Genomic DNA, 26,745 nt, shown 5'->3' with positions numbered 1-26,745 from the left:
AACACACCCGCCGGAGCCGCCCGCCATGCTGACCCTGAGCCCTCGCACCGACCGCATCCTGAAACTGCTGGCCTGGCCGGCGGCGATCTGGATCGCCTATGAGCTGACCTGGTACCAGCAGTTCAAGCTGACCGGCAACGAAGGCTCGGTGCACCTGTTCACCATCCTGTCCGACTGGCTGGGCACGCCGGGCGGGGAGAAGCCGTTCCGCCTGTTCGTCGCCATCCTCGAGATCTTCTGCGCCGTTTTCGTGCTGATCCCGCGCACACGGATGATCGGCGCGGCGCTGTCGCTCGGCACCATGTCCGGCGCGATCTTCTTCCACACCGTCAGCCCGCTGGGCATCGACCCCTACGGCGATGGCGGCGTGCTGTTCAAGGAAGCCGTCTTCACCTGGTTCATGGCGCTGTTCGTGCTGTTTGCGCATCGTGAGGAAGCGCTGGCCACGCTGGGCTGGCTGCGCGCCCGGCTGCTGCCGCAGGCGGCCTGACGCCATGGCGCAGCAGCCCCGCCCCGCGCCCGAAGGGCTTCTCCGCCCCGCGCCCCAAGGGGTGACACCGCAACGCCCGCCGCGGGACCTCCGCCTGGATGTCCTGCGGGGCTGGCTGCAGGTTTCCATCTTCATCGCCCATGCCTTCGGCGCGATCTACTTCTGGGGCATCCACGCCAGCTGGGGTGTCTCCGACAGTTCCGAGCAGTTCGTGCTGCTGTCGGGCCTGGCGCTCGGCTCCGTCTTCACCCTGAAGCGGGTGCGGGATGGCTTCGGCGCGGCGCTGCGCGACCTGGGCGGGCGTATCCGCCGCCTGTACCTGACGCATCTGGTGGTGTTCGTGCTGTTCGCCGCCATGGTGTTCTGGGCGCAGATGGCGGTGCCGCTGCCCGGCGTGGTGGAGGCCACCGGCTGGGGCTGGCTGGTGCGGGAGCCGTGGCTGGCCATCCCCGGCACGCTGTCCCTGCTGTACCAGCCCGCCTTCATGGACATCCTGCCGCTGTTCGTCCTGTGCATGGTGTTGCTGGCGCCCTTCCTGTGGCTGCTGGAACGCCTGGGCGATTGGGCGCTTCTCGCCCCCTTCGGGCTTTACGGGGCGGCGCAGATCCTCGGTCTGATGCCGCATGGCCTGGGTGGGCGGGAACTGGGCTTCGACCCGTTGGCCTGGCAGGTGCTGTTCCTGCTGGGCGCGTGGCTGGGCCGCCGCGCGCTGCTGGGCGCGTCCCCGCTGCCGCGCCATCCCGCCCTGTTCGCCACTGCCCTGCTGGTGCTGTTGGCGGGGCTGTGGGTGAAGCTCGGCCATTATGGCTGGATGGTGCCGGCGCCGGCGCTGCTGGACGAGTTCTCGCAGAAGCCGAGCCTCGGCCCGTTGCGCCTGGTGCATGCCCTGGCGCTGGCCTGGCTTGTCGCCGTGCTGGTGCCGCGGGAGGCGCCCTGGATGCATGGCGCGCTGCCGCGGGCGCTGGCGGTGATCGGCCGGCACAGCCTGCATGTCTTCTGCCTGGGCCTGTTCCTGTCCTGGGGTGTGGCCATGGCGCTATCGCTGCACCCGGCTGGCGCCTGGTGGCTGGAACTGGCGCTGATCCCGCTGGGCGCCGCGGCACTGGCCGGCTTCGCGGCGACTTTGGAACGCCGGCGCCAGCCTTCGCGGCGCATGGCGCGGGCCGGCTGATCAGCCGGCCTGCCGTCAGGCCCGCCATGGTCAGGCCGGCAACGGCTCCGCCGGGTCGAAGATGTCGCCGGTGGCGCCATCGGTCAGGCCGAGGTCGGTCAGGTGCGGCCCGGCATTGCAGGCCAGCGAGATGCCCGTGATGCCGCGGAAGATGCGGTAGGGCGGCTGCCAGTCGCACACCCGGCCGGCGGCCTCGCGCAGCCGGGCGAAGTTCTCCGCCGTCTGCCCAGCCGGCGTCGTGGCGATCAGGCCCGCGATGGGCAGCGGCAGCAGCGCCGTCACCGCGCCGTCTTCCGCGACCGCCATGCCACCGCCGGCCGCGATCACGGCGTTGGCGGCGGCGGCCATGTTGTCCGGTGTGTCGCCCAGCACCAGCAGGTTGTGGCTGTCATGCGCGATGGTGGTGGCGATGGCGCCGCGCATCGTGCCCCAACCCTCGGTCAGGCAGGTCCGCGGCACCGCGGGTGCGCGGCCGTGGCGATGGATGATGGTCAGCACGGTATGGCCCGGCGGCACTGCCGCCACGCCGTCGCGCACCGTCACCTCCGCCTCGCCCCAGGCCGTGAAGCGGGCGCCGATGATGCGGCGCAGCCTGGCGCGGCCATGCCGAAGGCCGGCCACGCGCAGGGCGAAGGCCTCCGGTGGCTGCGGCGGCAGCTTCATGGTGTCGGTCGGCGCATCGGTGCGGCGCGCGGGCGGCACGACCAGGGCGCCGCCTTTCGCCACCACCACCCCGTCCACCAGCACCCGGTCCACCGCCACCAGGGCGAGGTCCGACAGCAGCACCAGGTCCGCCCTTCGCCCTGGCGCCACCAGCCCCAGATCATCCCGCTTCAGCCGCATCGCCGCATGCAGCGTCGCCAGCCGGATGGCGCTGATCGGCGACAATCCACGCGCGATGACCCGGGCGATGGTGTCACGCAGGCCACCCTTGGCCACCAGTTCATCCGGGAAGACGTCATCCGTCGCCAGCACCAGGTTCACCGGCAGCAGCGGCAGGGTGGCGAGCGCGGCGACGGCGCCGGGCAGCACCTGGTCGTGGCTGCCGCGCAGCTCCACCGTCAGCCCGGCACGCAGCTTCTGCAGGAAATCCTCGGCCGCGGTGATCTCGTGGTCCGAGGTGACTCCGGCCGTCGCATAGGCCTGCAGATCGGCATCCAGCAGCCCGCGGGCATGGCCGTTGACGTTCTTGCCGGCGGCGAGGCCGGCACCGACGATGCCCGTCATGTGCGGCGTGCCACGCAGCACGCCGGGCATGTCCATCACCTCCGCCACGCCCACAACCTCGGGCCAGGCCAGCATCTCCGCCATCTCGGCCGGGCCGATCTCGGCGCCGGCCAACTCCAGCCCGGGCGCGGAGGGGACGCAGGAAGGCGCGGCGACCAGCGTGCGCAGCGGCAGGTGGCGGGAGGCCTCGACCGCCCAGCGAACGCCGGCCACGCCGAGCACATTGGCCAGCTCATGCGGGTCCCAGACGCAGGTGGTGGTGCCGGCAGGCACCACCACGCCGGCGTAGTCGGCCGGCGCCATCAGGCTGCTTTCGTAGTGCAGGTGGCTGTCGATGAACCCCGGCGCGACGAAGCGGCCGGTCGCATCCTCCACCGAGGCCGCATCCGCCCGCAGCCCGGGCGGGTGGACGGAGGCGATCAGCGGGCCGACGATCCCGACATCCGCCGCGCGCAACTCCCCGGTCGCCACATCCACCACCGTGCCGCCGGTCAGCAGCAGGTCGAAGGGGGCGGCGCCGCGCGCCGCCTGCACGGCGCGGGCGCGCAGCGCCTGATCGACGGGCTGGGTCATGGCGGGGTCTCCGGCGGGTCCAGCGGCTCGAGGAGCGGCGTGCCCGGGCCACCGATCCGGATGGTATCGCCCAGCGTCTCCACCGCGCGTTCCAGCACGGTGGCCCCCACCTGGCGCAGCAGGTAGACGCCGAGGATGCGGGCCTTGGCCGAGGCGACGACCTTGGTGTCGGTGTCGAGCCGGGCGATCTGCTCACCCAGTTCGCGCTGCTCGTCGCTGCTCAGCCCTTCCACCAGGCCGAGGCAGAAGGTCGGCAGCGTGGCCTTGGCCTTCTCGAAATCGATCCCCTCCATGGTCGCGGCCACCGCATCGGCCCGGTCGGACGCCTGGCTGCGGTTCACAAGGCGGTCGGAGCCCTCCAGGAAGGTCTTCAGCATGGTGGACGGGCCGATGCCCACATCGGTGTCGCCGACGCGGGCGGTGAAGAGGGAGGTGCGGAAGAAGGCGATGGCGCCGAAGGCGGCGAGCAGCGCCTCCGTCACCGACTGGTTCGGACCGGGGCCGATGACCGCGAATTCCTGCACCAGGGCCAGCGCGACGATGCCGGCGGCAAGATTGATGCCGATATAGGCTGCCGCCGGCCGCATCCCGAACAGGCGGGAGGGATCGTCGCGGTAGCGGGCGATCAGCTCCCCGAAGCCGACGGCCCCGGCGAAGAAGGCGACCGCGGCATATTGCGCCACCGGCCCCTTTGCGAGGCTGAGCGGCCCGGGCTGCTTCAGCCAGAGCACCAAGCCGATCAGCACCATGCCCAGCAGCGTGGCGCTGCCGAACGTCAGCGCCACGCCGCGCGCCGCCTGCCAGCGGCCGCGCCGTGCCGTGATCGGCGCCTGCCGCGCCGGGTCGCCGGCCAGCAGCAGCACGAAGGCGATGGCGACCAGCGCGACAAGGCCAATCACCAGCAGCCCGCGCCGCGGGTCCGTCGCGGCAAGGCCGCCGGCCACAGGCAGCATCATCAAGGCGAGGACCATGAGAAGGATCGCGAAGCGGGTCCGGTTGGGCATCCGGGCGGTGCCTTTGCGGCAGGGGGCGGTTCCCAGGCTATCGCCCCGGCGCCGCCGCCGGCAATGCGGCCGTCAGCCGAGACCGGCGGCCTCGCGCCCCTTCGGGCTCAAGCGGAACATGCCCTTGTTGTTCTGCACAAGCCCGTGGCTCTCCAGCGTGCGCAGCGCGCCGGCGGCGGCATCGAGGCTGGCGCCGAAGGTCTTCGCCACCTCCACCACCGACATCTCCTCCCCTGCTTCGGTTGGCCAGACCTTCAGCACGGCGTCGATCGACAAGGGCTGCGCGCCCAGGGCGAGGGCGACGCGGGATTGGCTGCTCGCCATACGGCTCGTGCCGGTGCTGCTGTTCAGCGTGTCCAGGAAAGTGCCGAAATAGTCGGTCTTGCGCATGGCCTGCGGTCCCCTTGCAGGCCGGAGATGGTGCCGGCGCCTGCCCCGATCAATCGCGCTGAAGCATCCTCGGATCAGGCCAAACCACCGGCGGCCCGATTCAAGCGTCCAGGCAGCCTAGCGTGCGGCGCGTCCGGCGGAGAAAGCCAGCGTCATCTCATCCGTCCGCGGCTCGTAGCTGAAGCCGCGCCGCATCGCCCAGGTGTTCACCTGGAAATACAGCGGGATCAGTGCCGTGTGCTCCACCAGCGCCAGCCGCGTCGCCTGCTGGGTCAGGGCGCGGCGCTCCGAGTCGTCGATGGTGGTGCGGGCGCGCTGGATCAGCGCATCCACCTCCGGGTTGGAGAAGCGGCCGCGATTGGCGGTGCCGAGGCCGAGCGTGGTGTTCCAGCTGTGGATCTGCGTCTCCAGCATCCCAAGCAGTTCCGGGTTGGGTGAGAAGCCGGCCAGATTCACCGAATACTGCAGCCGCGCCGCCTCGCTCAGCCACATGGAGCGCGTCTTGGTCTGCACCGTGGTGGCGAGGCCAAGGCGCGTCCACATCTGGGCGATGGCCTGCACCACCTGCTCGTCATTGGTGTAGCGGTCGTTCGGCCCGTTCACCTGCACGGCGAAGCCGTTCGGGTAGCCGGCCTCGGCCAGCAGGCGCCTCGCCTGGTCCAGGTCGAAGGGCGGCGGGGTCATGTCCGGGGAGGTGCCGAAATAGCCGGGCGGGCCGAGGTCGCCGGCCGCCATCGCCTGGCCCTGCATGATGCGGGAGACCAGGGCATCCCGGTTGATCGCCAGCGACAGGGCGCGGCGCACGCGGGCATCACGCAGCGGGTTGTCGATGCGCGCGCCGTCGCGGCCACGGATGAAGGGGGTATCCACCCGGTCGCTGTCCAGCGTCAGGAAGATCAGGCGGTTGGAAGGGCTCTCCGCGGTCGAGAACCGCGCGCTCTCGGCCTTGAAGCGGGCGAAATGGTCGGGCGGGACGATCTCGATCAGGTCCACGTCGCCGGCCTGCAGCGCCGCCACCCGGGCGCCGGCATTGGCGATCGGGCGGAACTCCACCCGGTCGAAGGCCGGGGCCGGGCCGGCGAAGCCCGGGTTACGCTCCATCACCACGGGGCTGCCCGGCTGCCAGGAGACATGGCGGAACGGCCCGGTGCCGACCATGGCGCGGCCGGCATTGTAATCGGCCGTGCTCGCGCCCTCCCCATGCTTCTTCGAGACGATCATCACCAGCGCCAGGAAGTTCGGCAGCAGCGGCGTGGGCTGGGTCGTGCGCAGGCGCAGCGTGGTGGCGTCCACCGCCTCCACCCCGGCGATCGGGCGCGTTGCGTAGCGGAAGGAGGAGGGGGAGTTCGGCACATCCCCGGCGCGGGACAGGGTGAAGGCCACATCCTCCGCCGTCACCGGCGCGCCATCATGGAAGCGGGCGGCGGGATTGAGCTTCACCTCCCAGGTCAGTTCATCCACCGCGCGCATGGACAGCGCGATGGCCGGGCGCAGATCCTGCTTCGCATCCTGTTCCATCAGCGGCTGGAAGACATGGCGCGCGAAGGCGATGTTGGTGATGAGGCTGGCGAAATGCGGATCGAGGCTGGTCGGCCCGGCCTCCACGCCGATGCGGATATTGTCCTGCGCCATGGCGGGGGCAGCGAACAGCGCACTGCCCAGCAGGGCGGCGCGGAGGTGGCGGATCATGCGGCGTGGTCCTTGGGCAGCAGCGAGGGGGACGACTTCGGGCAGGGTGGCAGCGCCAGGTGATGCGGCGCGGTGCCGGGCTCCGGCAGCCAGCCGCCCGGCGCCGGGCGGAAGATCGGGGTGGCGAAGGCGGCGCGCAGCGGGATGCCGGCGGGCCAGCCCGCGATCCAGCGATCGCCCTGTGCCATGGCGACCACCATCGCCACCGGCGTGACGCCGCAGGCCGCGAGCAGCGCCAGCCCGGCCTGGGCGGAGGCGCCGGTGGAGACCACGTCATCCACCAGCAGCACGCGCCGACCCGCCAGCCTTTCCACCAGCCGCGGGTCCAGCCACAGCCGGCGCGGGGTGGGGGAGGTGATGGAGTGCACCGGCACGGAAAGCCGTTCCTCGTACCAGCGCTTGCGCGACCAGCCGGGCGCCACCCAATTGGCGTGGCCGAGCGCTTCCGCCACCAGCGGCGCGAAGACCTGCCCGAGGCTGGGCAGGCCGACCACCACCTCCGCCCCGAAGGGCCGCGCGGCCTTCGCCATCCAGCCGGCTAGGCGGCGCACCACGGCGAAGCTGGCCTGGTTGGCGATCAGCCCGGCGACGGCGAACTCGGTGAAGTCGCGCAACGGCAGCTCGAGCACAGCGCCATCCGGCATCGGCGCGGCAAAGCGCAGGCCGAAGGGCGGCGCCTGCGCTGCCTGCGCCGGTGCGCCGAATTGCTGCCAATAGGCCATCGGGTTCCGTTGGGTTGCGCGACACAAGGTGCCATGCTCCGGCCCGCATCCGCAACGCCCCGGAGACGCCAGATGCCCCCCAGCCTGTTGGGCAGCCTTCTCGCCCAGGCCCACAACAATGCCTGGGCCAATCACCGGCTGCTGACGGCCTGCGCCGGCCTGACGCCGGCCGAGCTGGCGGCACCGCGCTGCGGCTTCTTCCCGAGCCTGGCCGCCACGCTGAACCATATCCTGGTCATCGACTGGTTCTATGTGGACGCGCTGGAAGGCGGCACGCTTGGCCCGGCCGCCTGGGCCGACAGGGTTCCTCACCCGGACCTGCCCAGCCTGCGCGCCGCGCAGGCCGCGGTGGATGCCCGGCTGATCCACCATGTGGCGCAGCTGGATGCGGCGGCGCTGGCGGCGATGGTGCAGGTGCATCGCGGCCATCGCGTGCAGGTGGAACGCCGGGACCGGCTGCTGCTGCACCTGTTCCAGCACCAGCTGCACCATCGCGGCCAGGCGCATGCGATGCTGTCCTCCAGCCGGATCGCCCCGCCGCAGCTGGATGAGTTCTTCGCCGCCGAGGAAGCCCCGCTGCGGGCGGCGGAATTCGCCGAGCTCGGCTTCTCGGAAGCCGCGATCTGGGAGGCACGGCCCGCGCCATGACGCCGCGCACCACGCTGATCGACTGCGACCCCGGCACGGACGACGCCATCGCGCTGTGGCTGGCGCTGGCCTCCCCGGAGCTTGACGTGCGACTGGTGACTGTGGCCGGCGGCAATGTCGGCCTGGCCGCCACCACCGCCAATGCGCGCGCCATCATCGGCCTGACCGGGCGGGCCATTCCCGTGGTGGCCGGCGCCGAGCGGTCGCTGATGGCGCCCTTCCGGTCCGAGACCGCGGTGCACGGGGAGGATGGGCTGGGCGGGGTGCGCCTGCCGGAGGGGCCACCGCTTTCCCCCGGCATCGCCGCAGATGCAATCCGCGGCCTGCTGCGCGCGGCGCCGGCGGCCTCCGTCACGGTCATCGGGCTTGGCCCCGTCACCAACCTGGCGCTGGCCTTCGCGACGGAGCCGGCGCTGGTGGACCGGGTGGCGGAGGTGGTGCTGATGTCCGGCGCCTGGTCCGAGGGCAACATCACCCCCGCCGCCGAGTTCAATGCCTGGAACGACCCGGAGGCGCTGGCCATCCTGCTCGGCCTCGGTTGTCGGCTGACCATGGCGACGCTTGACCTGACGGCGCAGGCCTTCGTGACGCCCGCGGTGGTGGCGGCGCTGGCGGCGCGGCCGGGCGGCGCCTGCTGGCAGGCCACGCTCGCCATCCTGCGCGCCCTGCCACCCTCCCGCCGCATGGGCTTTCGCGGCTTCCCGCTGCACGACCCCTGCGCCGTGGCCTGGCTGCTGGCCCCGGGCCTGTTCGGCGCGCGGGACGCCCAGGCGGAGATGGATTGCAGCCCCGGCCCCGGCCGCGGCCGCACTGTGATCGACCGCTGGCAGCGCCTGGGGCGCCCGCCCAACCTCAACCTGCTGGAAACCCTGGATGCGCCGGGCTTCTTCGATCTGCTGGCGGCACGCATCGCTGGCCTGCCCTGAAACGAGCGGCTTAAGAACCGGTTCACCTCGCCGGCCCAGGGTCGCGCACAATCTCCGGCAGGCATCCCCCTCATGATCCGACGTCGTCCCCTGGCCCTTCTCGGCCTGCTGCTGCCGCTGCTGGCCGCCTGTGCCGGGGTGACCCGCGCGCCGGTGCCCGGGGCGCTGGCCGACCAGGCGCATCCCCTCGGCATTCCCGGCCTGCGCAGCTGGGGCGATGTGCTGGAGCCGGCGGCGCTGGACCTGATGGTGGCGCGCCAGGCCGGCATCCTGCGGCAGCGCTTCGGCGCGTTGGCGGCGGAAGGGCGAATGCCGCCGCTGCACTATCTGGCGATGTCCGGCGGCGGGCCTGACGGCGCCTTCGGCGCGGGCGTGCTGAAGGCCTGGAGCGAATCCGGCACGCGCCCGCAATTCGCGGCCGTCGCCGGCGTCAGCACCGGCGCCATCATCGCGCCCTTCGCCTTCCTGGGCGCCGCGTATGACCCGGTGATCGAGGAGATCTACACCACGCTGCGCACCAGCCAGGTGGCGCGGCCGGCGGTGGTCAGCGGCCTGCTGTCCGGTGTGGCGCTGACCGACACCACGGGCCTGGCCAACCGCATTGCCCGCTACGTCACGCCGGACCTGCTGGCCAAGGTGGCGGCGGAATACCAGCGCGGCCGGCTGCTGCTGGTGGGTACCACCAACCTGGATTACGGCCGGCCGATGATCTGGAACATGGGGGCCATCGCGGCCTCCGGCCATCCTGGTGCCGTGCAACTGTTCCGCGACGTGGTCCGTGCCTCCGCCGCCGTGCCCATCGCCTTCCCGCCGGTGTTCATCCCGGTGCAGACCGCCGATGGCCGGCGCTTCGATGAGATGCATGTGGATGGTGGGGCGACGTCGCAGGTGGTGCTGATTTCGCCGCAGGTGCCGATCGCGGCGCTGACCCGCCAGGAGATCGGCCGCAACATCGACCGCCGCCTCTGGGTGATCGTGAACAACCGCATCGTGACGCGGCACGAGCCGGTGCGCCCGCGGATCTTCTCCATCGCCGGCGCCTCGGTGAGCTCGCTGATCCGCGGCAGCGCCATCGGCGATCTGTACAAGCTGTTCCTGATCACGGAGCGGGACGAGATTGACTTCCGCGCCGCCTGGATCCCGCCGGAGATGCCCTGCACCGCGACCGAGGAATTCGACCCGGTCTACATGCGCTGCCTGTTCGACTTCGGTGCCGCGCGGATGCGGGCAGGCGGGCTGTGGCATGACCTGCCGCCGTATTTCGTCCGCCCGCCCTTGTCGCCGATGCGGATTCTCCCCGTGGCGCCCGGCGGTTCCTGAAGGCAGATAGGCCAGGAGGGGCCTTGGGTGGCGCCTCGAAAGGCTGCTGAACCTGACCAAAGGAGAAGATCGCCCCGGGCCTGTAGCCGCGATCAGCGGCCCTGAGGGTGGCCCGCCGGCGATCCGGCGAGCCAGGGCAGCGGCTGCGGCCGCCCTGCGGCTGAGGGCATCAGGAACCAACCACCGCGCCGCAGCAAGCGGCCGCCGGCAATCAATCCGCCACGCCCTGGGCCACCCGCGCGGCGCGGGTGGCGGGGGCCTGGTCGTTATGCGCCTCGCGCTCCCGCGGTGCCTCGATCAGCGGCAGGGTGGCGGCGGCGGTCTCCAGCACCAGGCGCAGCGCGTCCACCGGGTCGCGCTCCGCATGGATGTCCTTCTGCAGCGCCTCAGTCATCGCGCCCAGGCGGCGCGCGCCCAGGGTGCGGGCGGCGCCCAGCATGCGGTGGGCTGCATGGCGCAGGCGAGGGATGTCCTGGGCGATCCCGGGGCTCGACAGGGTCTCATAGCCGAAGCGCACCTCGGCGACGAATTCGGCGATCACCACCTCCGCGGTCGGCCCCAGATCGGCCGCCAGGTTGCGCAGCGCCGCCTCATCCAGCAGCGGCTGCTGTGCATCGCCGGAGGGCGTGGCCGCGGGGCCGGGCAGGGTGTCGCCGGCCGCCAGGCGCTGCACAGCGGCCAGCAGCGATTCGCGATCGATTGGCTTGGCCAAATGCCCATCCATGCCCGCCGCCCGGCATGCCGCCACCTGCTCCGGCAGGGCGGAGGCGGTGACAGCCAGCACCGGCACGCGGCGCCGGGCGGTGTCCAGGGCCCGGATCCGCCGTGTCGCCTCCAGGCCGTCCATCACCGGCATCTGCACATCCATCAGCACCACGTCATAGGCATCGCGTTCCACCGCGGCCAGGGCTTCCGCCCCATCCGCCGCACTGTCCACGCGATGGCCGGCGCCCACCAGCATGGCGCGCGCCACCATCCGGTTCGCCGCCACGTCGTCCGCCACCAGGATGCGCAGGCTGCGGCCGGGCACCTCCCCGGCGCGCTCCGCCGGCAGGGCGACGACGGTGGCGGCAGCAACCGGCAGGGGCACCTCCTTCAGCGGCATCTCGACCCAGAAACGCGCGCCCTGGCCCACCTCGCTGTCGCAGCCGATTCGCCCACCCATGGCGGCGGCCAGGCGGGCGGAGATCGCCAGGCCCAGCCCGGTGCCCGCGCCATCCTGCCCGGCGACGGGGAACAGCTGGGAGAAATCCTCGAACAGCAGGTGCCGCTTTTCCGGCGGCACGCCGGGGCCGGTGTCCTGCACCTCGATCCGCAGCCCGGCGCGGCCTTCCATCGGCATGGCGCGGATGTCCACCCGGCCGCCGGGGGGCGTGAACTTCACCGCGTTGGACAGCAGGTTCAGCAGCATCTGCCGCACCCGCGTGGCATCCGCCTCCACCGCCGCGGGGGTGCCGGGTGCGATGTCCAGCGTGAAGGTCAGGCCCTTGCGGTCCACCTCCGGCGCCAGCAGGCCGGCGCAGGCTTCCAGCAGCGGACGCACGGCCACGTCGCGCAGGTGCAGGTCGAGCTTGCCGGCCTCGATCTTCGACAGGTCCAGCAGGCTGTTCACCAACTCCAGCAGATGGCGCCCGGCCTCGTGCAGGGTCATCACCTGGTCGCGCTGTTCCTCGGTCAGCGCCGGGTCGCGCAGCAGTACCTGGGCGAAGCCGAGCACACCGTTCAGCGGCGTGCGCAGTTCATGCGACATCCGGGCGAGGAACTGGCTCTTTGCCTCGCCGGCCGCGCGGGCGCTGTCGCGCGCCTGGGCCAGGTCGTCCATCGCGCGCTTCAGCGGCGTGATGTCCGTGCGGATACCCACCGTGCCGCCATCCGGCGTGCTGCGCTCCGTGATCAGCACCCAGCGGCCATCCGGCAGCAGCCGCTCGATCGGCGGGTTGTTGGCATGGCGCCAACTGTCCATCTCGTCCACGAAGGCTTCCAGGTCGCCCACCGCCTGCGGGTACTGCCCGCGCTTGGCGCCCTCCCGCATGATGTCGCGGAAGGCGGCGCCGGCTTTGATGAAGGGCGCCGAGATGGCGTAGAATTCCTTGTAGCGCTGGTTGCAGGCGATCAGCCGGTCGTCCGGCCCGAACATGACGAAGCCGTCGGACATGCTCTCCAGCGCATTTTCCAGTGTGGAGCGCCAGCGGGCGCGTTCCGCCTCGACCTTCTCGCGCTGGCGCAGGCCCAGCAGCAGGGCGGCAGCCAGCGCCAGCACCAGCAGGGCGAAGGCGCCGGAGACGAACAGCGCGCGCTCCCGGTCCGTGCTCCAGCCCTGCAGCGCCGCCTCCAACTCGATGGTGGTGACAACGGACAGGGAAGGGTAGAGCGTCGGCCGGACCGCCACGAGGACAGGCTCGTTATTGAAGCGGCTGCGGGTTTCGCGCAGCCCGGCCAGCGCCGAGGCCGGCACCGCCAGGCGCCGGCCGATGCGCGTCTCGTCATGCGGCAGGGCGGCCAGCAGCGTGCCGTCCTCCCGCTCCAGGGTGATGCGCAGGCCCGGCGCGCCACCGCCCACGCCCAGCAGGCTGCCCACCAGCGGCACCGGCACTTCCGCCACGGCGGTCACCGGGCCCAGCGCCGGCATCACCACCGGGCGGGCGAAGAACAACGCCCATTCGCCGGTGGCCGGGTTCTGCACCGGCCCGCCGATCATCACGCTGCCGGCGTTGGGTGTGGCATCGGTGAAGGCGGCGCCCAGCGGCAAGGGCAGCGGCCGGCGGCGCGATACCGCGAGGCCGGTGGCCACCGGCATGCCGTCGGCACCCACCAGCAGCACGTCGCGGAAGGTGAAGTTCTGGTTGTTCAACTCGCGCATCACCCGGCCGGCGCCGGACGCATCGAAGCGCCCGTTGCGGGTGTAGGGGGCGAGGATGGCGGGCAGGCCCGCCAGCATGGCGTCCACCTGGACGAAGTTCCGGTTGATCGACGCCTCGACGGCGCGAGAGACGCGGTCTGCCGTATCCGTGGCAGCCTTCAGCGCCGCTTCGCGCGACCGCTCCAGCAGCATGGCCGTGGCCACCACTTGCGCCAGCAGCAGCAGGACGACAGCGGCAAGGACGGCCAGACGCAGGCGGCGCGCTGTCTGCATACTATTCAGGCCGCGCCCGGATGCCGAGCGTCGGCGCCAGATACTCGTTCCATGCCTCGACGCAATCCAGCCCGCAGCGGTTGACCCAGCGCGGCAGCACCACCTCGGTCAGGAGGCGGCGGCGGCGTTCATCATCCGCGGTGGAAACCGGCACCAAGGTCATGGTGCCACGGCGTCCGGCGGTGCAGGCGGGCAGGCCCGCATTGCAGGCCAGGCCCTCCCCGGTCTCGCGGTCCGCCGCAGCCCAGATCTGCTGCTCCAGCTCGTTGGTGCCCTGGCGGATCGTCATCTGCACCTCGGCCGGCAGTGCCGCCCAGGCCGTCGCATTGGCCCCGAAGATGGAAATGCCCCAGGCCAGCGCCATGGCGTGCACATGGCTGGTCACCTCATGCAGCCCGATGGCGTTGCCGGACAGCGTGCCGGTGATGGCGCATTCCACCACGCCGCCGCGGATTGCCTGCACCACCTCGGCGAAGGGGATCACCACCGGCGTCGCGCCCAGCGCCTGCAGCATCTCCGACTGTCCGACGGAGGACGACCGGATGCGCCGGCCGGAAAGGTCGGCCAGCCCGGCGAAGGGGCGGGTGCAGAACACCACCTGGGCCGGGTAGGTGTAGATTCCCAGCAATTCGATCTGGTAGCGCTCCCGCAGCACCTGTTCGATATGCGGGCGGAAGGCACTGACGGTCTGCCGCAGGCTGGCCATGTCCGGCGCCAGGGCCGGCAGGTCCACCGCGTTGAACTCCGGCTCCTCGGTCGCGACGATGGCCAGCAGCGCGGTGCCGAAGGGCACGACGCCAAGCCGCATCAGCTGGAGCATTTCCTGGCCGCGTATGCCGCTGCGGTCGAAGGGCGCGATTTCCGCCTGCACCCGGCCATTTGTCAGCTCGCCGATGCGATGGCGCCAGAAGGGCTCCTCGTAGCGCACATACTGGCTGACATTCGCCAGGCCACCGACGATCTTCAGGCGAATCGGCGCCGACTCTGCGGCAGGGGTCTGCCCGCCGAGGCCCTGCGCCAGGGCGCCAGGGGCAAGGGCCCAGGCAGCCAGCAGCAGGATTGCGGGAATGATGTTGCGGAATCGGCGCTTTGCCGAAGGCATGCGGAACTCCTGTCACGGCTTGGGCGGAGCGGGCTGCCAGTCGCCTGCCTGTCATTCCCGCATAGTCTTATAGCAAGTTCCTTAACGATTGCAGCAACCATAACGCGAGTGGCCGATCCCGCCGTCGCGCGGGACGCCCGCTCTGCCGCCTCGCCCGCGCCTCGAGGCGCCTGTCCTCCCGGGCGACCCGGCCTCAGGCCAGGACCTCGCGCAGCCAGCCTTCGGCGTCCTGCGGCAGGCCGGACCAGGCCGCACGCGGGCCGATGCTGCTGACCAGCAACAGGCCGCTCTCACCGAATCCGCGGCGGGCGAGGGCGCGTTGAAAATGGCTCAGGATGTAGTCGGGCGACAGGTCGGTGGACACCAGGATTGCATCCTGGCCCATTGCCCAATGGGCGTCCGCAATCTCCCAGATGGCGTCGCGAACGGCCGTTCGCATGTCCTCCGCAGCGCTGCTGCCGGCCTCGGCTGCCCCGCTTTCGGGGCGGTGGACGACGATGGACAGGGTCATGGTGCCCTCCGCACGGCAAGCATCCGACCACTGCTAGGCCGGAACACCTTATGCGCGAGAGCGCGAGTCTGTGCAATGCGGTGCAACTGGCCGGCGCAACTGGCCGATCCGGCAAGCCGATGCGAGACTGGCGCCATCCCGCAGCCTGGATCGCCTGGCAAGCCGGGGAGGACGCCCAGCCATGCAGCCCAAGACCCTGATCGCCAGCCATCGCGGCGGCCTGTTTCCCTGGCCGGAGAACAGCGCCACGGCCTTCCGCCGCAGCGCCGCCCTGGACCTGGACCAGGCTGAATGCGACGTCCACCCGACTGCCGATGGCGTGCCCGTGATCATGCACGACGCAACATTGGACCGCACGACGGACCAGCGCGGCACGGTTGCGGCGCTGACTGCCGCCGAATTCCGCCAGGTGCGGGTCCGCGGCACGGCGGGGGAAGCGCCGCCGACCCTGGCGGAGTACCTGGCGATCCTCCAGGCCAGCCCGGTGGCGCCGCGAATCGAGGTCAAGGCGGATATGGCCCGGCGCCCCTATCCCGGGTTGGTCGAGCGCACCCTGGCGGCGCTGGATGCCACCGGGCAGCGCCGCCGCGCCTGGCTGATCGGCTTCCAGGCCGACCCCATGGCCGAGGCGCTGCAGGCCGGCGGCCTCGCCGGCGTTGCCTGGCTGTTGGAGGGCTCGACGCTGCGCGATCTCGGTCTGGCGGGCACCATCGCCGTTGCCCGCGCGCATGGCATCCCGGAAGTCGGGATGCATGAACAGGCGATCGATGCGGAACTTGTGGCCGCGCTGCGGCAGGCCGGCCTGGGGATCGGCGCCTGGGGCGCGAACCATGCGCCCAGCATCCGGCGCCTGCTCGGCCTTGGCATCGATATCCTGACCACGGACGACCCGGAACTGGCGATCCGCCTGCGCGCGCAGGGCTGAACCGCCGGGTCGCAGCCTGCCGGGCGGCCGCCCGGCCGAAGGCGTGTCCCTGCCCGTCCCCCGGCATTTGGTTGCGGCGCGCCGCGAAGCGGCCCTAAGCTCCCCGCCAACAAGATCGCGTCGGGGAGCGCGTCCGATTTGGCCGAGGAATCGCCGATCCTGGCGGTGGAAGGTGTCAGCCTGCGCTTCGGCGGGGTGCGGGCGCTGACCGATGTCTCCTTCACCGTGCGGCCCGGGGAGATCTTCTCCATCATCGGGCCGAACGGGGCCGGCAAGACCTCCATGGTCAACTGCGTCTCCGGCCGCTACCGCCCGACGGAAGGCGTGGTGCGCTTCGGCGGGCAGGACATCACCCGGCTGGGGCCGAACCGCCGCGCCGGGCTCGGCATTGGGCGCACCTTCCAGAACCTGGCGCTGTTCGGGCACATGAGCGTGCTGGACAACATCATGGTCGGCCGCCACCACCTGCTGAAGGCGGGCTTCCTGCGCGGCATGCTCTACTGGATCGGCGGGGCGCAGACCGAGGAGCTGGCGCATCGGCGCGAGGTGGAGGAGATCATCGATTTCCTCGAGATCCAGCCGGTGCGCAAGGCCATCGCCGGCACGCTGCCCTACGGCCTGCGCAAGCGCGTGGAACTGGCCCGCGCCATCGCCCTGAAGCCCCGGCTGATCCTGCTGGACGAGCCGATGGCCGGCATGAACCTCGAGGAGAAGGAGGACATGGCCCGCTTCATCACCGACCTGAACGAGGAATGGGGCATGACCGTGCTGATGATCGAGCACGACATGGGCGTGGTGATGGACATTTCGCACCGGGTCATGGTGCTGGATTTCGGCCGGAAGATCGCCGAGGGCAGCCCGGAGGCGGTGATGGCGCATCCGGAGGTCAAGCGCGCCTATCTGGGCAAGGACCTGGCCGAGCCGGAGCCGGCGGCGGCATGAGGCCGATGGAGACGCTGCCCCGCCTGCTGGCGCGAAACGCCGCCGAGCATGCGGTGGAGGTGGCGATGCGGGAAAAGCAGTTCGGCATCTGGCGGTCCTTCACCTGGGCCGAGATCGGTGCGCGGACCGCCGCCATGGCGCTCGGCCTGCGCAGCCTGGGAATCGGCGCCGGCGAGGTGGTGGGGCTGATCGGTGACAACCGCCCGGACTGGGTGATGGGCGAAATCGCGGCGCACACCGTCCGCGCCCGCAGCCTCGGCCTCTATCGCGATGCGCTGGAAGACGAGGTCGCCTACCTGCTGAACCATGCCGGCGCCAGACTGGTCTTCGCCGAGGACGAGGAACAGGTCGACAAGCTGCTCGGCATCGAGGTGCCGACGCTGGCCCACATCATCTATGCCGACCCGCGCGGCCTGCGCAAATACGACGATCCCCGGCTGATGTCGCTGGCGGCGCTGCTGCAGGCAGGCGAGGCGCTGGAGGCGGCGGAGCCCGGGCTGCATGCGGGCCTGGTGGCGGCGACCGACGGGGCGGAGATCGCCGTGCTCTGCACCACCTCCGGCACCACCGCGCGGCCGAAGCTGGCGATGCTGACGGGCGGCGCGCTGATCCGCCATTGCGAGGCCTATCTCCAGGCCGATCCGAAGGGGCCACAGGACGAATACGTGTCCGTTCTGCCGCTGTCCTGGATCATGGAGCAGATCTACGTGCTCGGCTGGGGCCTGATCGCCCGGATGAAGGTGAACTTCGTCGAGGAGCCGGAGACGATGATGGCCGATTTCCGGGAGATCGGGCCCACCTTCGTGCTGTTCGCCCCGCGCATATGGGAACAGCTGGCGGCGGAGGTCCGGGCGCGGGTGATGGACGCCTCGGCCCTGAAGCGGCGGATGTTCGACCTGGGGCTGAAGCTGGCCGGGGGCCGCCGCTCGGCGGCGGCCGACCTGCTGCTGTTCCGCGCGCTGCGCGACCGGCTGGGCTTCACCAACCTCACCTCCGCCGCGACCGGCGGCGCGGCGCTGGGGCCGGAGACCTTCCGCTTCTTCCAGGCCATGGGCGTGCCGCTGCGCCAGCTTTACGGCCAGACGGAACTGCTCGGCGCCTATACGCTGCACCGCGCCGATGCGGTGGATTTCGACACGGTGGGCGTGCCCTTCGATCCCAGCATCGAGATCCGCATCGACGCGCCGGATGCGAATGGCGTGGGCGAGATCGTCACCCGCCACCCCAACATGTTCTCTGGCTACCTCGGCGCCACGGAAGCGGCTGACATGCGGGATGGCTGGCTGCACACCGGCGATGCCGGCTATTTCGACAAGGCCGGGCAGCTGGTGGTCATCGACCGCATCAAGGACATCGCGGAGACCGCCGGCGGCGACCGCTTCAGCCCCCAATACATCGAGAACAAGCTGAAATTCTCGCCCTTCGTGGCGGAGGCGGTGGTGCTGGGCGCCGGGCAGTCGCACCTGGCGGCGATGATCTGCATCCGCTTCCCCATCGTCTCGAAATGGGCGGAGCGCCATCGCATCGCCTTCACCACCTACTCGGATCTGGCGGCCCGGCCGCAGGTGTTGGCGTTGCTGCGGGCGGAGGTGGCCAAGGTGAACGCGACGCTGCCGCCGGCGCAGCGGCTGCGCGACCTGGTGCTGCTGTACAAGGAACTCGACGCCGATGACGGGGAGCTGACGCGCACCCGCAAGGTGCGGCGCGGCGTGATCGCGGAGAAGTACGGCGACATCATCGCCGCCATCTATGCCGGTGCGGACAGCATCCCGGTCGACACCACCATCGCCTTCCAGGACGGCACGACGCAGCGCATCCGCACCACGCTGGCCGTGCTGCGCGCCGAGCCTGCCCTGGAAGCCGCCTGAGGAATGGGCATGGACCTGACCCTGCTGCTGCAACTCACGCTCAACGGGCTGATCGTCGGTGCGCTGTATGGCGTGGTCGCGATGAGCTTCGTGCTGATCTACAAGGCGTCCCAGGTGGTGAACTTCGCGCAGGGCGAATTCCTGCTGGTGGGCGCCTGGGTGTGCTGGTGGTTCCTGACGGAATGGCAACTGCCCTTCTATGCCGGGTTCATCTTCACCCTGCTGTTCATGATGCTGTTCGGCCTGGTGCTGCAGATGGTGGTGCTGCGGCCGCTGATCGGGGAGCCGGTGATCAGCGTCATCATGGCGACCATCGGCCTCGGCATCTTCTTCCAGGCGCTGATGAAGTGGATCTTCGGCGTCTTCGCGAAACCCTTCCCGCCAATCTTCGAGACCGAGCAGGTGCGGGTGCTGGGGCTGGAGGTGCAGACGGTCTACCTCGCCAGCCTCGGCGTCTCGCTGCTCATCATGGCGGGCTTCGGCTGGTTCTTCAAAGCCTCCAAGCACGGGCTGGCCATGCGGGCCACGGCGTTCGACCAGCAGGTGGCGCAATCGCTCGGCGTCTCCGTGCCGAAGGTCTTCGCGATGTCCTGGGCCATTTCCGCCGTCGTCTCCGCCGTGGCCGGCGTGGTCGTCGGCGTGGTGAACGGCGTGTCCAGCGCGCTGTCCTTCTACGGCATCAAGGTTTTCCCCGCGGTGATCCTGGGCGGGCTGGATTCCATCCTGGGCGCGGTGCTCGGCGGTGTCATCGTCGGGCTGCTGGAGAACTGGGCGCACTACATCGACAGCCAATGGCTGAACTGGGGCAACATGTTCCAGATCGCTCCCTTCTACGGGCTGGTGCTGATCCTGCTGATCAAGCCCTACGGGCTTTTCGGCACCCGCAACATCGAGCGCGTCTGAGATGACGGCGATGACACCCTGCGGCGACTGGCGCGCCAGCTACGCCGCCGACACCACCATCTTCCCCACCCGCAACAGCCGCATCGCGCTGCTGCTGGGCATCGTCCTGCTGTGCTGCGCGCCGCTGGTCTTCGACCGCTACGAGCTTTCGCTCCTGATCAACATCGGCTTCCTCGGCATCGCCGCGCTGGGGCTGAACATCCTGGTCGGCTTCACCGGGCAGATCAGCATCGGCCATGCCGCCTTCTTCGGCCTCGGCGCCTTCATCTCCGCCTATCTGCACGAACGCTTCCATGTGCCGGTGCTGCTGTGCATCCCGCTGGCCGGGCTCGGCACCGCGCTGATCGGACTCGTCTTCGGGGCGCCGGCGGCGCGGCTGAAGGGGCTTTACCTGGCCATCGCGACGCTCGCCGCGCAGTTCATCCTGGAGGATTTCTTCGCCCGCGCACAGTGGTTCACCGGCGGCGTGGCGGGGCGGATGACGGAAAGCCCGGTGCTCTTCGGCTTCGCCTTCGACCGCGACGAATCCTATTTCTACCTGACCCTGGCCTGGGTCATCATCATGTTCGTGGGGGCTGCGAACCTGATGCGCACGCGCGACGGCCGCGCGCTGGTGGCAGTGCGGGACCATTACCTCTCGGCGGAGATGATGGGCATCAACCTCGCCTATTACCGCACGCTCAGCTTCGGCATCGCCAGCCTCTACGCCGGCATCGGCGGCGCGCTCTATGCGCACTACCTGCTGTTCGTCTCGGTGGAGGCGTTCAACATCCTGTTCTCCATCCAGTTCCTCGGCATGGTCATTATCGGCGGGCTGGGCAGCGTGATGGGCAGCCTGATGGGCGCGGCCTTCATGGTGATGCTGCCGGAGGTCACCCAATGGGGCGCCGACCTGCTGGCCGGCAGCAGCATCGATCGTGCGCTGAAACTCGGCGCCAGCATCTCCTTCCTGCGGGAGATGGTGGTGGGCGCGGCGATCATCCTGTTCCTGATCTTCGAGCCGGATGGGCTGGCACGGCGCTGGCGCCTGATCAAGGCGTACTGGAAACTCTACCCGTTTTCGCACTGAACCAAGGGGAGGAACGAACGAATGAAGATGCAGATCCTGGCCGGCGCCGCGACGCTGGCCTTCGCGCTGCCGCTGGCGGCGCAGCCCATTCCGGTGGGCCACCTGATGGACAATTCCGGCGCCACCAGCGATGTCGGCCAGCCCTATGGCCAGGGCGTGGCGGATGCGCTGGCCTGGGTTAACCGCACGCGCAACGGCGTCAATGGCCGCCAGATCAACGTCTCCGGCTTTGACTACGGCTACGCCGCACCGCGCGCCGTCAGCCAGTACCAGGCCTGGACCGGCCGCACCCGCGTCGTCGCCATCCAGGGCTGGGGCACCGCGGATACGGAAGCGCTGGTGCGTTTCGTCACGCGCGACCGCATCCCCTATGTCAGCGCTTCCTACTCCGCCGCGCTGACGGATGCCGCGGGGCAGTCCGGCCGGCAGGGGGTGGAGGCAGCGCCCTACAACTTCTTCTACGGCCCGTCCTATTCCGATGGCCTGCGCGCCATGCTGCAATGGGCGGCACAGGATTGGCGGACGCGCGGCCAGCAGGGGCGGCCGAAATACGTCCATATGGGCGCCAACCATCCCTATCCGAATTCGCCGAAGGCGGCCGGTGAGGCGCTGGCGGCGGAGCTGGGCTTCGAGGTACTGCCGGCCATCCAGTTCGCCCTGACGCCGGGCGACTACACCGCGCAATGCCTGACGCTGAAGAATGCCAGCGCCAACTATGCCTATCTCGGCAATACCGCGGGCTCCAACATCTCTGTCCTGCGCGCCTGCCAGACCGCGGGGGTGCAGGTGCAGTTCCTGGGCAATGTCTGGGGCATGGACGAGAATGCGATGAAGGCCGCCGGCGCCGCGGCGAATGGCGTGGTCTTCCCCGTCCGCACCGCCGCCGTCTGGGGCGGCGACGCGCCGGGCATGGCGCAGGTGCGGGAGATCAGCCGGGTTTCCGATGCCGCCGGCACTGCCTATCGCCCGGTGCACTACCTGTCGGGCGTCTGCTCCGCCATGCTGATGGTGGAAGCGATGGAGACGGCGGCCGAAGGCGGCGGCCAGGTGACCGGTGAGCGGATCCGGGATGGCTTCTATGCCCGCCGGAACTGGGTGCCGCGCGGCTTCGAGGGGGTCTGCAACCCCTCCACCTTTGCGCGCGATGACCATCGCGGCACGCTGCGGGTGGCGCTGTACCGTGCCTCGGTCGGCGGCGACACCTCGCAGGGCAGTGTGACGGAGCTGATGCGCGCCGGCACGATGAAGATCGAGCAGATCGCCACCATCGACCTCGACCGCCGCCGGGACTGGCTGGGCTGGTGAGCCAGGCGGTCACCCAGCCTCCGCCGGCGATCGCGCCGGCGGAGGCGCCGCTGCTGGAAGTGAACAACATCGAGGTCGTCTACAACGACGTCATCCTGGTGCTGCGCGGCCTGTCGCTTGCCGTGCCGCGCGGGCAGATCGTGGCATTGCTGGGGGCCAACGGGGCGGGCAAGTCCACCACGCTCAAGGCCATCTCTGGCCTGCTGAAATCGGAGGATGGCGCGGTGACGCGCGGCGAGATCCGCTTCGATGGCCAACGCCTGAACGGGGTGGAGGCGCATGACATCGTGCGCCGCGGCATCTTCCAGGTGATGGAGGGGCGGCGGATCATCGGCGACATGACCTGCCTCGAGAATCTGCGGCTCGGCGCCTTCACCCGCAGCGATGGCGCCGCAATCCGCCGCGACATCGAGATGGTCTACGGCTATTTCCCGCGGTTGAAGGAACGCACGGGGCTTGCCGGCTACCTGTCCGGGGGCGAGCAGCAGATGCTGGCGATCGGACGCGCGCTGATGGCACGGCCGAAGCTGATCCTGATGGACGAGCCTTCCATGGGCCTGTCGCCGCTGCTGGTGAAGGAGGTCTTCGGCATCATCCGCCAGCTCAACCGCGACCTGGGAATCACCATCCTGCTCGTCGAGCAGAATGCCCGCATGGCGCTCTCCGTCGCCAGCCATGGCTATGTGATGGAACAGGGCAAGGTGGTGCTGGATGGCAGCGCCGCGGCGCTGGCGGAGAACGAGGATGTGAAGGAATTCTACCTCGGTGGCCATGGCGCGGAGCGCAAATCCTTCCGCAACCTGAAATCCTACAAACGACGGAAGCGCTGGCTGTGACAGGGTTCTTCGACGATCGCGAGACGCGCAGCGCGGACCAGCGCGCGGCCGAGAATGCGCAGCGCCTGCCAGCCCAGCTGGCCCATGCGAAGCGCCACGCGCCGGCCTATGCCGCGCTGCTGGCGGATCTCGATCCGCGCGAGGCCAACCTCGCGGCACTGCCGGTCACGCGCAAGTCGGACCTCATCGCCGCGCAGGCGGCCGCACCGCCCTTCGGCGGCTTCACCGCGGTGGCAGTGGCGGCGGTGCCACGCGTCTTCGCCTCGCCCGGCCCGATCCATGAGCCGCAGGGCGCGGGCGCCGACCCGTGGCGCTATGCCCGGGCACTGCATGCCACCGGGCTGCGGCCGGGAATGCTGCTGCACAACTGCTTCGCCTACCACTTCACCCCGGCCGGCATGATGCTGGAGGAAGGCGCGCGGGCGCTGGGCTGCCCCGTGTTCCCGGCCGGCCCGGGCAACACCGAGAGCCAGGCCCGCGCGGCGGCGCACCTCAGGCCGGGCTGCTACAGCGGCACGCCGGATTTCCTGCGCACGATCCTCGAGGCCGGCGATGCGCTGGGCCTCGACCTTTCCTGCCTGCGGTTCGGCCATGTCACCGGCGGGGCCTTCCTGCCCGCCTTGCGCAGCTTCTACGCCGCGCGCGGGCTTGTTGTGCAGCAGAGCTACGGCACCGCCGATCTCGGCCTCATCGCCTATGAATCGGAAGCCGGGGAGGGGCTGATCTGCGACGAGGATGTGCTGGTGGAAATCGTCCACCCCGGTACCGGCGAGCCCCTGCCGGAGGGCGAGGTGGGGGAGGTGCTGGTGACCACCTTCAGCGCCACCTACCCGCTGATCCGCTTCGCCACCGGCGACCTTTCCGCCGTGCTGCCCGGCGCCTCTCCCTGCGGCCGCAGCAACACCCGCCTCCGCGGCTGGATGGGCCGTGCCGACCAGGCAGCCAAGGTGCGCGGCATGTTCGTGCGGCCGGAGCAGGTGGCGGAGGTGATGCGCGCGCATCCGGGCCTGGGCCGCGCGCGCCTGGTCATCGGCCTGGACGGCATGCGCGACACCATGCTGCTGCGGGTGGAAGCCCCGGTGCGTGATGCGGCGCTGGTGCAGAGCCTGACGGCCAGCCTGCAGGCCGTGACGCGGCTGCGCGGCACGGTGGATCTGCTGGAACCCGGCGCCCTGCCCAACGACGGCAAGGTGATCGACGACACCCGTCCGGCATGACGCGCCGCGCATGAGCTTCGCCTGGAACATTCCGGACCGCTGCAGCATCGCGCAGGAAGCCTGCGACCGCTGGGCCGATGGCAGCGGCCGCCTGGCGCTGCTGCATCTGCAGGGCGATGCCGTGGAGCGAATCAGCTTTGACGAATTGCACCGCCGCGCCTGCCGCCTCGCCAATGCCTTCCTGGCGCATGGCCTCGCCCGCGGCGACCGCGTCGGCGTGCTGCTGCCGCAGGGGCCGGAGGCAGCGGTGGCGCATCTGGCCGCCTATCGCATCGGCGCCATCGCCGTGCCGCTGTTTCTTCTGTTCGGCGAGGAGGCGCTGCGCTTCCGCCTGGCGGATTGCGGCGCGGCCGCGCTGGTGACGGACCAGGATGGGCTGGCGAAGCTCGACAGTATCCGCGCCACGCTGCCGGAACTGGCAAAGGTCTTCGCCATCGGCGGTGGCCCCGGTGCGCTGGATCTGGCGGCGGAGATGGCGCGCGCGCGGGACAGCCACGCCTGCCTCGCCACCGGCCCGGACGACCCCGCGCTGATCATCTACACCAGCGGCACCACCGGCAGCCCGAAGGGCGCGCTGCATGCGCATCGTGTGCTGCGCGGCCATCTGCCCGGCGTGGAATGGCCGCATGATGGCTTTCCCCAACCCGGCGACCTGTTCTGGACCCCGGCGGATTGGGCCTGGATCGGCGGGCTGCTCGATGTGCTGCTGCCCAGCCTGTTCCACGGCGTGCCGGTGCTGGCACATCGCATGGCAAAATTCGATCCAGAGTTCTGCTTTCACCTGATGGCGCGCCACGGCGTGCGCAACGCCTTCCTGCCGCCCACCGCGCTGCGCATGCTGCGCGGCGTGTCCAACCCCGCCCGCTTCGGCCATGCGCTCCGCAGCGTCGGCTCCGGCGGTGAAACGCTGGGTGCCGAGATGCTGGATTGGGGCCGCGGCGCCTTCGGCCTGACCATCAACGAGTTCTACGGCCAGACCGAATGCAACCTGATCGTGGCCAATTCCGCAAAGCTCTTCCCGGTGCGCCCCGGCGCCATGGGGCGTGCGGTGCCGGGCCATGAACTCGCGATCCTCGATGTCGAGGGCCAGCCCTTGCCCGATGGCGCGCAGGGCGTGCTCGCCGTGCGCGCGCCCGACCCCGTGATGTTCCTGCGCTACTGGAACCAGCCCGAGGCAACCTCCCGAAAATTCCAGGGTGACTGGCTGCTGACCGGCGACCAGGCGGTGCGCGATGGCGATGGCCTCTTCACCTTCATCGGCCGCGATGATGATGTGATCACCTCCGCCGGCTACCGCATCGGCCCCGGCGAGGTGGAGGATTTTCTTCTGACCCATCCCGCCATCGCCCAGGCGGCGGTCATCGGCCTGCCCGATGTGCTGCGCACGGAACGTGTCACGGCCGTGGTGGTGCTGAGGCCCGGCTTCGCCCCCGGCGCCGCGCTCGCGGCGGACATCCAGGCGCAGGTGCGCCAGCGCCTGGCGGCGCATCTCTATCCGCGCCAGGTGGAATTCGTCGAAGCCCTGCCGCAGACGGCCACGGGAAAGATCATGCGCGGCGCGCTGCGCGCGCGCTTCGCCCAGGAAGGAGTGCCCTCATGATCTCCAACCAGATGCCCATGCTGGATTTCGACCTGGGCGAGGAGATCGACGCGCTGCGCCACAGCGTGCGCGGCTTCGCCGAGGATCGCGTCGCCCCCATCGCCGCCGAGATCGACCGCACCGACGAATTCCCCCGCTACCTCTGGCCGGAGATGGGCGCCCTCGGCCTGCACGGCATCACGGTGGAGGAGGAGCATGGCGGCGCCGGCATGGGCTATCTCGCGCATTGCGTGGCGATGGAGGAGATCAGCCGCGCCAGCGCCAGCGTCGGGCTGAGCTACGGCGCGCATTCGAACCTCTGCGTCAACCAGATCCGCCGCAACGGCAATGAGGAGCAGAAGCGCCGCTACCTGCCCAAGCTGATCTCCGGCGAGCATCTGGGCGCGCTGGCGATGAGCGAGCCCTCCGCAGGCTCCGATGTGGTGTCCATGAAACTGCGGGCCGAGAAGCGCGGCGACCGCTGGGTGCTGAACGGCACCAAGCTCTGGATCACCAATGCGCATTACGCCGAGACGCTGGTGGTCTATGCCAAGACCGATCCCGAGGCCGGCCCCAAGGGCATCACCGCCTTCCTGATCGAACGCGGCTTCAAGGGCTTCCGCCCCGCCCAGAAGCTGGACAAGCTCGGCATGCGCGGCAGCCCGACCAGCGAGCTGGTCTTCGAGGAGTGCGAGGTGCCGGAGGAGAACGTGCTGGGCACGGTCGGCGGCGGCGTGCGCGTGCTGATGTCCGGCCTGGATTACGAACGCGCCGTGCTGGCCGCCGGCCCCATCGGCATCCTGCAGGCCTGCCTCGACCTGGTCATTCCCTACATCCACGACCGGAAGCAGTTCGGCCAGGCGATCGGGGAGTTCCAGTTCATCCAGGGCAAGGTGGCAGACATGTACACGGCGCTGAATGCCGGCCGCGCCTATACCTATGCCGTGGCCCGCGCCTGCGACCGCGGGCACGCCAGCCGCAAGGACGCCGCCGGCGCCATCCTGTTCGCGGCCGAGGCGGCAACGAAGGCCGCGCTCGACGCCATCCAGATTCTCGGCGGCAATGGCTACATCAACGACTACCCGGCCGGCCGGCTGCTGCGCGACGCCAAGCTGTATGAGATCGGCGCCGGTACCAGCGAGATCCGCCGCCTGCTGATCGGGCGCGAGATCTTCCGCGAATCGGCGTAAGTCAG

23 protein-coding genes are annotated in these 26,745 nt (G+C 70.5%); 15 read left to right on the top strand and 8 right to left on the bottom strand.

Annotation, left to right across the window (positions count from 1 at the left end; genetic code table 11):
- Positions 1 to 25 precede the first annotated feature (25 nt).
- Positions 26 to 490, top strand: a complete 465-nt coding sequence (locus HEQ75_RS08435) for a DoxX family protein (RefSeq protein ID WP_168029240.1) — start codon at positions 26 to 28, stop codon at positions 488 to 490.
- A gap of 4 nt (positions 491 to 494) precedes the next feature.
- Positions 495 to 1,661 (top strand): OpgC family protein, encoded by a 1,167-nt coding sequence (locus HEQ75_RS08430; protein ID WP_209318429.1) that lies wholly within the window; start codon positions 495 to 497, stop codon positions 1,659 to 1,661.
- A gap of 30 nt (positions 1,662 to 1,691) precedes the next feature.
- Here the strand turns inward: HEQ75_RS08430 and HEQ75_RS08425 are convergent, their stop codons facing one another.
- The 5 genes from HEQ75_RS08425 to HEQ75_RS08405 form a co-directional block, all read right to left on the bottom strand.
- Positions 1,692 to 3,461, bottom strand: coding sequence for an adenine deaminase (locus HEQ75_RS08425; RefSeq protein WP_168029236.1), 1,770 nt, complete (start codon positions 3,459 to 3,461; stop codon positions 1,692 to 1,694).
- Positions 3,458 to 4,432, bottom strand: a complete 975-nt coding sequence (locus tag HEQ75_RS08420) for a hypothetical protein (protein WP_168029234.1) — start codon at positions 4,430 to 4,432, stop codon at positions 3,458 to 3,460. Before HEQ75_RS08420 ends, HEQ75_RS08425 begins: the two co-directional genes overlap by 4 nt.
- 105 nt (positions 4,433 to 4,537) lie before the next feature.
- Entirely contained in the window at positions 4,538 to 4,855 is a 318-nt protein-coding gene (locus HEQ75_RS08415; protein WP_168029232.1) for a hypothetical protein, read from the bottom strand.
- 117 nt (positions 4,856 to 4,972) lie between these two features.
- Entirely contained in the window at positions 4,973 to 6,544 is a 1,572-nt protein-coding gene (locus HEQ75_RS08410) for an ABC transporter substrate-binding protein (RefSeq protein WP_168029230.1), read from the bottom strand.
- Complete coding sequence (locus tag HEQ75_RS08405) at positions 6,541 to 7,293, bottom strand: phosphoribosyltransferase (RefSeq protein WP_268887728.1); 753 nt, start codon at positions 7,291 to 7,293, stop codon at positions 6,541 to 6,543. The genes HEQ75_RS08410 and HEQ75_RS08405 overlap by 4 nt, the downstream gene beginning before the upstream one ends.
- Positions 7,294 to 7,338: 45 nt before the next feature.
- On the opposite strand from HEQ75_RS08405, the gene HEQ75_RS08400 reads away from it, so the two are divergent.
- The 3 genes from HEQ75_RS08400 to HEQ75_RS08390 all read left to right on the top strand — a co-directional run bounded on the left by HEQ75_RS08400 (position 7,339) and on the right by HEQ75_RS08390 (position 10,160).
- Entirely contained in the window at positions 7,339 to 7,914 is a 576-nt protein-coding gene (locus HEQ75_RS08400; RefSeq protein ID WP_168029226.1) for a DinB family protein, read from the top strand.
- On the top strand, positions 7,911 to 8,840 hold the full coding sequence (locus HEQ75_RS08395; RefSeq protein WP_168029224.1) for a nucleoside hydrolase: 930 nt from the start codon (positions 7,911 to 7,913) through the stop codon (positions 8,838 to 8,840). The genes HEQ75_RS08400 and HEQ75_RS08395 overlap by 4 nt, the downstream gene beginning before the upstream one ends.
- Positions 8,841 to 8,912: 72 nt before the next feature.
- Positions 8,913 to 10,160 (top strand): patatin-like phospholipase family protein, encoded by a 1,248-nt coding sequence (locus HEQ75_RS08390; RefSeq protein WP_168029222.1) that lies wholly within the window; start codon positions 8,913 to 8,915, stop codon positions 10,158 to 10,160.
- Between the two features lie 211 nt (positions 10,161 to 10,371).
- On the opposite strand, the gene HEQ75_RS08385 is transcribed toward HEQ75_RS08390, so the two are convergent.
- The 3 genes from HEQ75_RS08385 to HEQ75_RS08375 form a co-directional block, all read right to left on the bottom strand.
- Entirely contained in the window at positions 10,372 to 13,293 is a 2,922-nt protein-coding gene (locus HEQ75_RS08385; RefSeq protein WP_168029220.1) for an ATP-binding protein, read from the bottom strand.
- Position 13,294: 1 nt separating this feature from the next.
- The gene (locus tag HEQ75_RS08380) at positions 13,295 to 14,395 is read right to left on the bottom strand and encodes a TRAP transporter substrate-binding protein (RefSeq protein ID WP_168029218.1); all 1,101 of its coding nucleotides are present in this window, start codon (positions 14,393 to 14,395) and stop codon (positions 13,295 to 13,297) included.
- 193 nt (positions 14,396 to 14,588) lie between these two features.
- On the bottom strand, positions 14,589 to 14,906 hold the full coding sequence (locus tag HEQ75_RS08375) for a hypothetical protein (RefSeq protein ID WP_168029216.1): 318 nt from the start codon (positions 14,904 to 14,906) through the stop codon (positions 14,589 to 14,591).
- 181 nt (positions 14,907 to 15,087) lie between these two features.
- Between HEQ75_RS08375 and HEQ75_RS08370 the strand changes: the two genes are divergently transcribed.
- The 10 genes from HEQ75_RS08370 (at position 15,088) to HEQ75_RS08325 (ending at position 26,740) form a co-directional block, all read left to right on the top strand.
- Positions 15,088 to 15,831: a glycerophosphodiester phosphodiesterase gene (locus HEQ75_RS08370; RefSeq protein ID WP_168029214.1), complete on the top strand. Its 744-nt coding sequence runs from the start codon at positions 15,088 to 15,090 to the stop codon at positions 15,829 to 15,831.
- Positions 15,832 to 15,969: 138 nt separating this feature from the next.
- The gene (locus HEQ75_RS08365; RefSeq protein WP_168029212.1) at positions 15,970 to 16,773 is read left to right on the top strand and encodes an ABC transporter ATP-binding protein; all 804 of its coding nucleotides are present in this window, start codon (positions 15,970 to 15,972) and stop codon (positions 16,771 to 16,773) included.
- Positions 16,770 to 18,641 (top strand): AMP-binding protein, encoded by a 1,872-nt coding sequence (locus HEQ75_RS08360; RefSeq protein ID WP_168029210.1) that lies wholly within the window; start codon positions 16,770 to 16,772, stop codon positions 18,639 to 18,641. Before HEQ75_RS08365 ends, HEQ75_RS08360 begins: the two co-directional genes overlap by 4 nt.
- Before the next feature lie 9 nt (positions 18,642 to 18,650).
- Entirely contained in the window at positions 18,651 to 19,544 is an 894-nt protein-coding gene (locus HEQ75_RS08355; protein WP_168029208.1) for a branched-chain amino acid ABC transporter permease, read from the top strand.
- Between the two features lies 1 nt (position 19,545).
- Entirely contained in the window at positions 19,546 to 20,613 is a 1,068-nt protein-coding gene (locus HEQ75_RS08350; RefSeq protein WP_168029206.1) for a branched-chain amino acid ABC transporter permease, read from the top strand.
- A gap of 21 nt (positions 20,614 to 20,634) precedes the next feature.
- Positions 20,635 to 21,918: an ABC transporter substrate-binding protein gene (locus HEQ75_RS08345; protein ID WP_168029204.1), complete on the top strand. Its 1,284-nt coding sequence runs from the start codon at positions 20,635 to 20,637 to the stop codon at positions 21,916 to 21,918.
- Positions 21,915 to 22,754, top strand: a complete 840-nt coding sequence (locus HEQ75_RS08340; protein WP_328733485.1) for an ABC transporter ATP-binding protein — start codon at positions 21,915 to 21,917, stop codon at positions 22,752 to 22,754. The genes HEQ75_RS08345 and HEQ75_RS08340 overlap by 4 nt, the downstream gene beginning before the upstream one ends.
- Entirely contained in the window at positions 22,751 to 23,971 is a 1,221-nt protein-coding gene (locus HEQ75_RS08335) for a phenylacetate--CoA ligase family protein (protein ID WP_168029202.1), read from the top strand. Before HEQ75_RS08340 ends, HEQ75_RS08335 begins: the two co-directional genes overlap by 4 nt.
- A 10-nt stretch (positions 23,972 to 23,981) precedes the next feature.
- Positions 23,982 to 25,571, top strand: a complete 1,590-nt coding sequence (locus tag HEQ75_RS08330) for an acyl-CoA synthetase (protein ID WP_168029200.1) — start codon at positions 23,982 to 23,984, stop codon at positions 25,569 to 25,571.
- A complete protein-coding gene (locus HEQ75_RS08325; protein WP_168029198.1) occupies positions 25,568 to 26,740 on the top strand; it encodes an isovaleryl-CoA dehydrogenase in 1,173 nt (390 codons plus the stop codon). The genes HEQ75_RS08330 and HEQ75_RS08325 overlap by 4 nt, the downstream gene beginning before the upstream one ends.
- Positions 26,741 to 26,745 lie beyond the last annotated feature (5 nt).

The organism is Falsiroseomonas selenitidurans, from assembly GCF_012103215.1.
GTDB lineage: Bacteria > Pseudomonadota > Alphaproteobacteria > Acetobacterales > Acetobacteraceae > Falsiroseomonas > Falsiroseomonas selenitidurans.
This window is presented reverse-complemented; position numbering and strand designations above follow the sequence as displayed.

Excerpts from the sequence above, each read along its gene's own strand:
- HEQ75_RS08435 (WP_168029240.1), top strand. The coding sequence starts at position 26 with ATGCTGACCCTGAGCCCTCGCACCGACCGCATCCTGAAACTGCTGGCC.
- HEQ75_RS08430 (WP_209318429.1), top strand. The coding sequence starts at position 495 with ATGGCGCAGCAGCCCCGCCCCGCGCCCGAAGGGCTTCTCCGCCCCGCG.
- HEQ75_RS08425 (WP_168029236.1), bottom strand. The coding sequence starts at position 3,461 with ATGACCCAGCCCGTCGATCAGGCGCTGCGCGCCCGCGCCGTGCAGGCG.
- HEQ75_RS08420 (WP_168029234.1), bottom strand. The coding sequence starts at position 4,432 with ATGGTCCTCGCCTTGATGATGCTGCCTGTGGCCGGCGGCCTTGCCGCG.
- HEQ75_RS08415 (WP_168029232.1), bottom strand. The coding sequence starts at position 4,855 with ATGCGCAAGACCGACTATTTCGGCACTTTCCTGGACACGCTGAACAGC.
- HEQ75_RS08410 (WP_168029230.1), bottom strand. The coding sequence starts at position 6,544 with ATGATCCGCCACCTCCGCGCCGCCCTGCTGGGCAGTGCGCTGTTCGCT.
- HEQ75_RS08400 (WP_168029226.1), top strand. The coding sequence starts at position 7,339 with ATGCCCCCCAGCCTGTTGGGCAGCCTTCTCGCCCAGGCCCACAACAAT.
- HEQ75_RS08395 (WP_168029224.1), top strand. The coding sequence starts at position 7,911 with ATGACGCCGCGCACCACGCTGATCGACTGCGACCCCGGCACGGACGAC.
- HEQ75_RS08390 (WP_168029222.1), top strand. The coding sequence starts at position 8,913 with ATGATCCGACGTCGTCCCCTGGCCCTTCTCGGCCTGCTGCTGCCGCTG.
- HEQ75_RS08385 (WP_168029220.1), bottom strand. The coding sequence starts at position 13,293 with ATGCAGACAGCGCGCCGCCTGCGTCTGGCCGTCCTTGCCGCTGTCGTC.
- HEQ75_RS08380 (WP_168029218.1), bottom strand. The coding sequence starts at position 14,395 with ATGCCTTCGGCAAAGCGCCGATTCCGCAACATCATTCCCGCAATCCTG.
- HEQ75_RS08375 (WP_168029216.1), bottom strand. The coding sequence starts at position 14,906 with ATGACCCTGTCCATCGTCGTCCACCGCCCCGAAAGCGGGGCAGCCGAG.
- HEQ75_RS08370 (WP_168029214.1), top strand. The coding sequence starts at position 15,088 with ATGCAGCCCAAGACCCTGATCGCCAGCCATCGCGGCGGCCTGTTTCCC.
- HEQ75_RS08360 (WP_168029210.1), top strand. The coding sequence starts at position 16,770 with ATGAGGCCGATGGAGACGCTGCCCCGCCTGCTGGCGCGAAACGCCGCC.
- HEQ75_RS08355 (WP_168029208.1), top strand. The coding sequence starts at position 18,651 with ATGGACCTGACCCTGCTGCTGCAACTCACGCTCAACGGGCTGATCGTC.
- HEQ75_RS08350 (WP_168029206.1), top strand. The coding sequence starts at position 19,546 with ATGACGGCGATGACACCCTGCGGCGACTGGCGCGCCAGCTACGCCGCC.
- HEQ75_RS08345 (WP_168029204.1), top strand. The coding sequence starts at position 20,635 with ATGAAGATGCAGATCCTGGCCGGCGCCGCGACGCTGGCCTTCGCGCTG.
- HEQ75_RS08330 (WP_168029200.1), top strand. The coding sequence starts at position 23,982 with ATGAGCTTCGCCTGGAACATTCCGGACCGCTGCAGCATCGCGCAGGAA.
- HEQ75_RS08325 (WP_168029198.1), top strand. The coding sequence starts at position 25,568 with ATGATCTCCAACCAGATGCCCATGCTGGATTTCGACCTGGGCGAGGAG.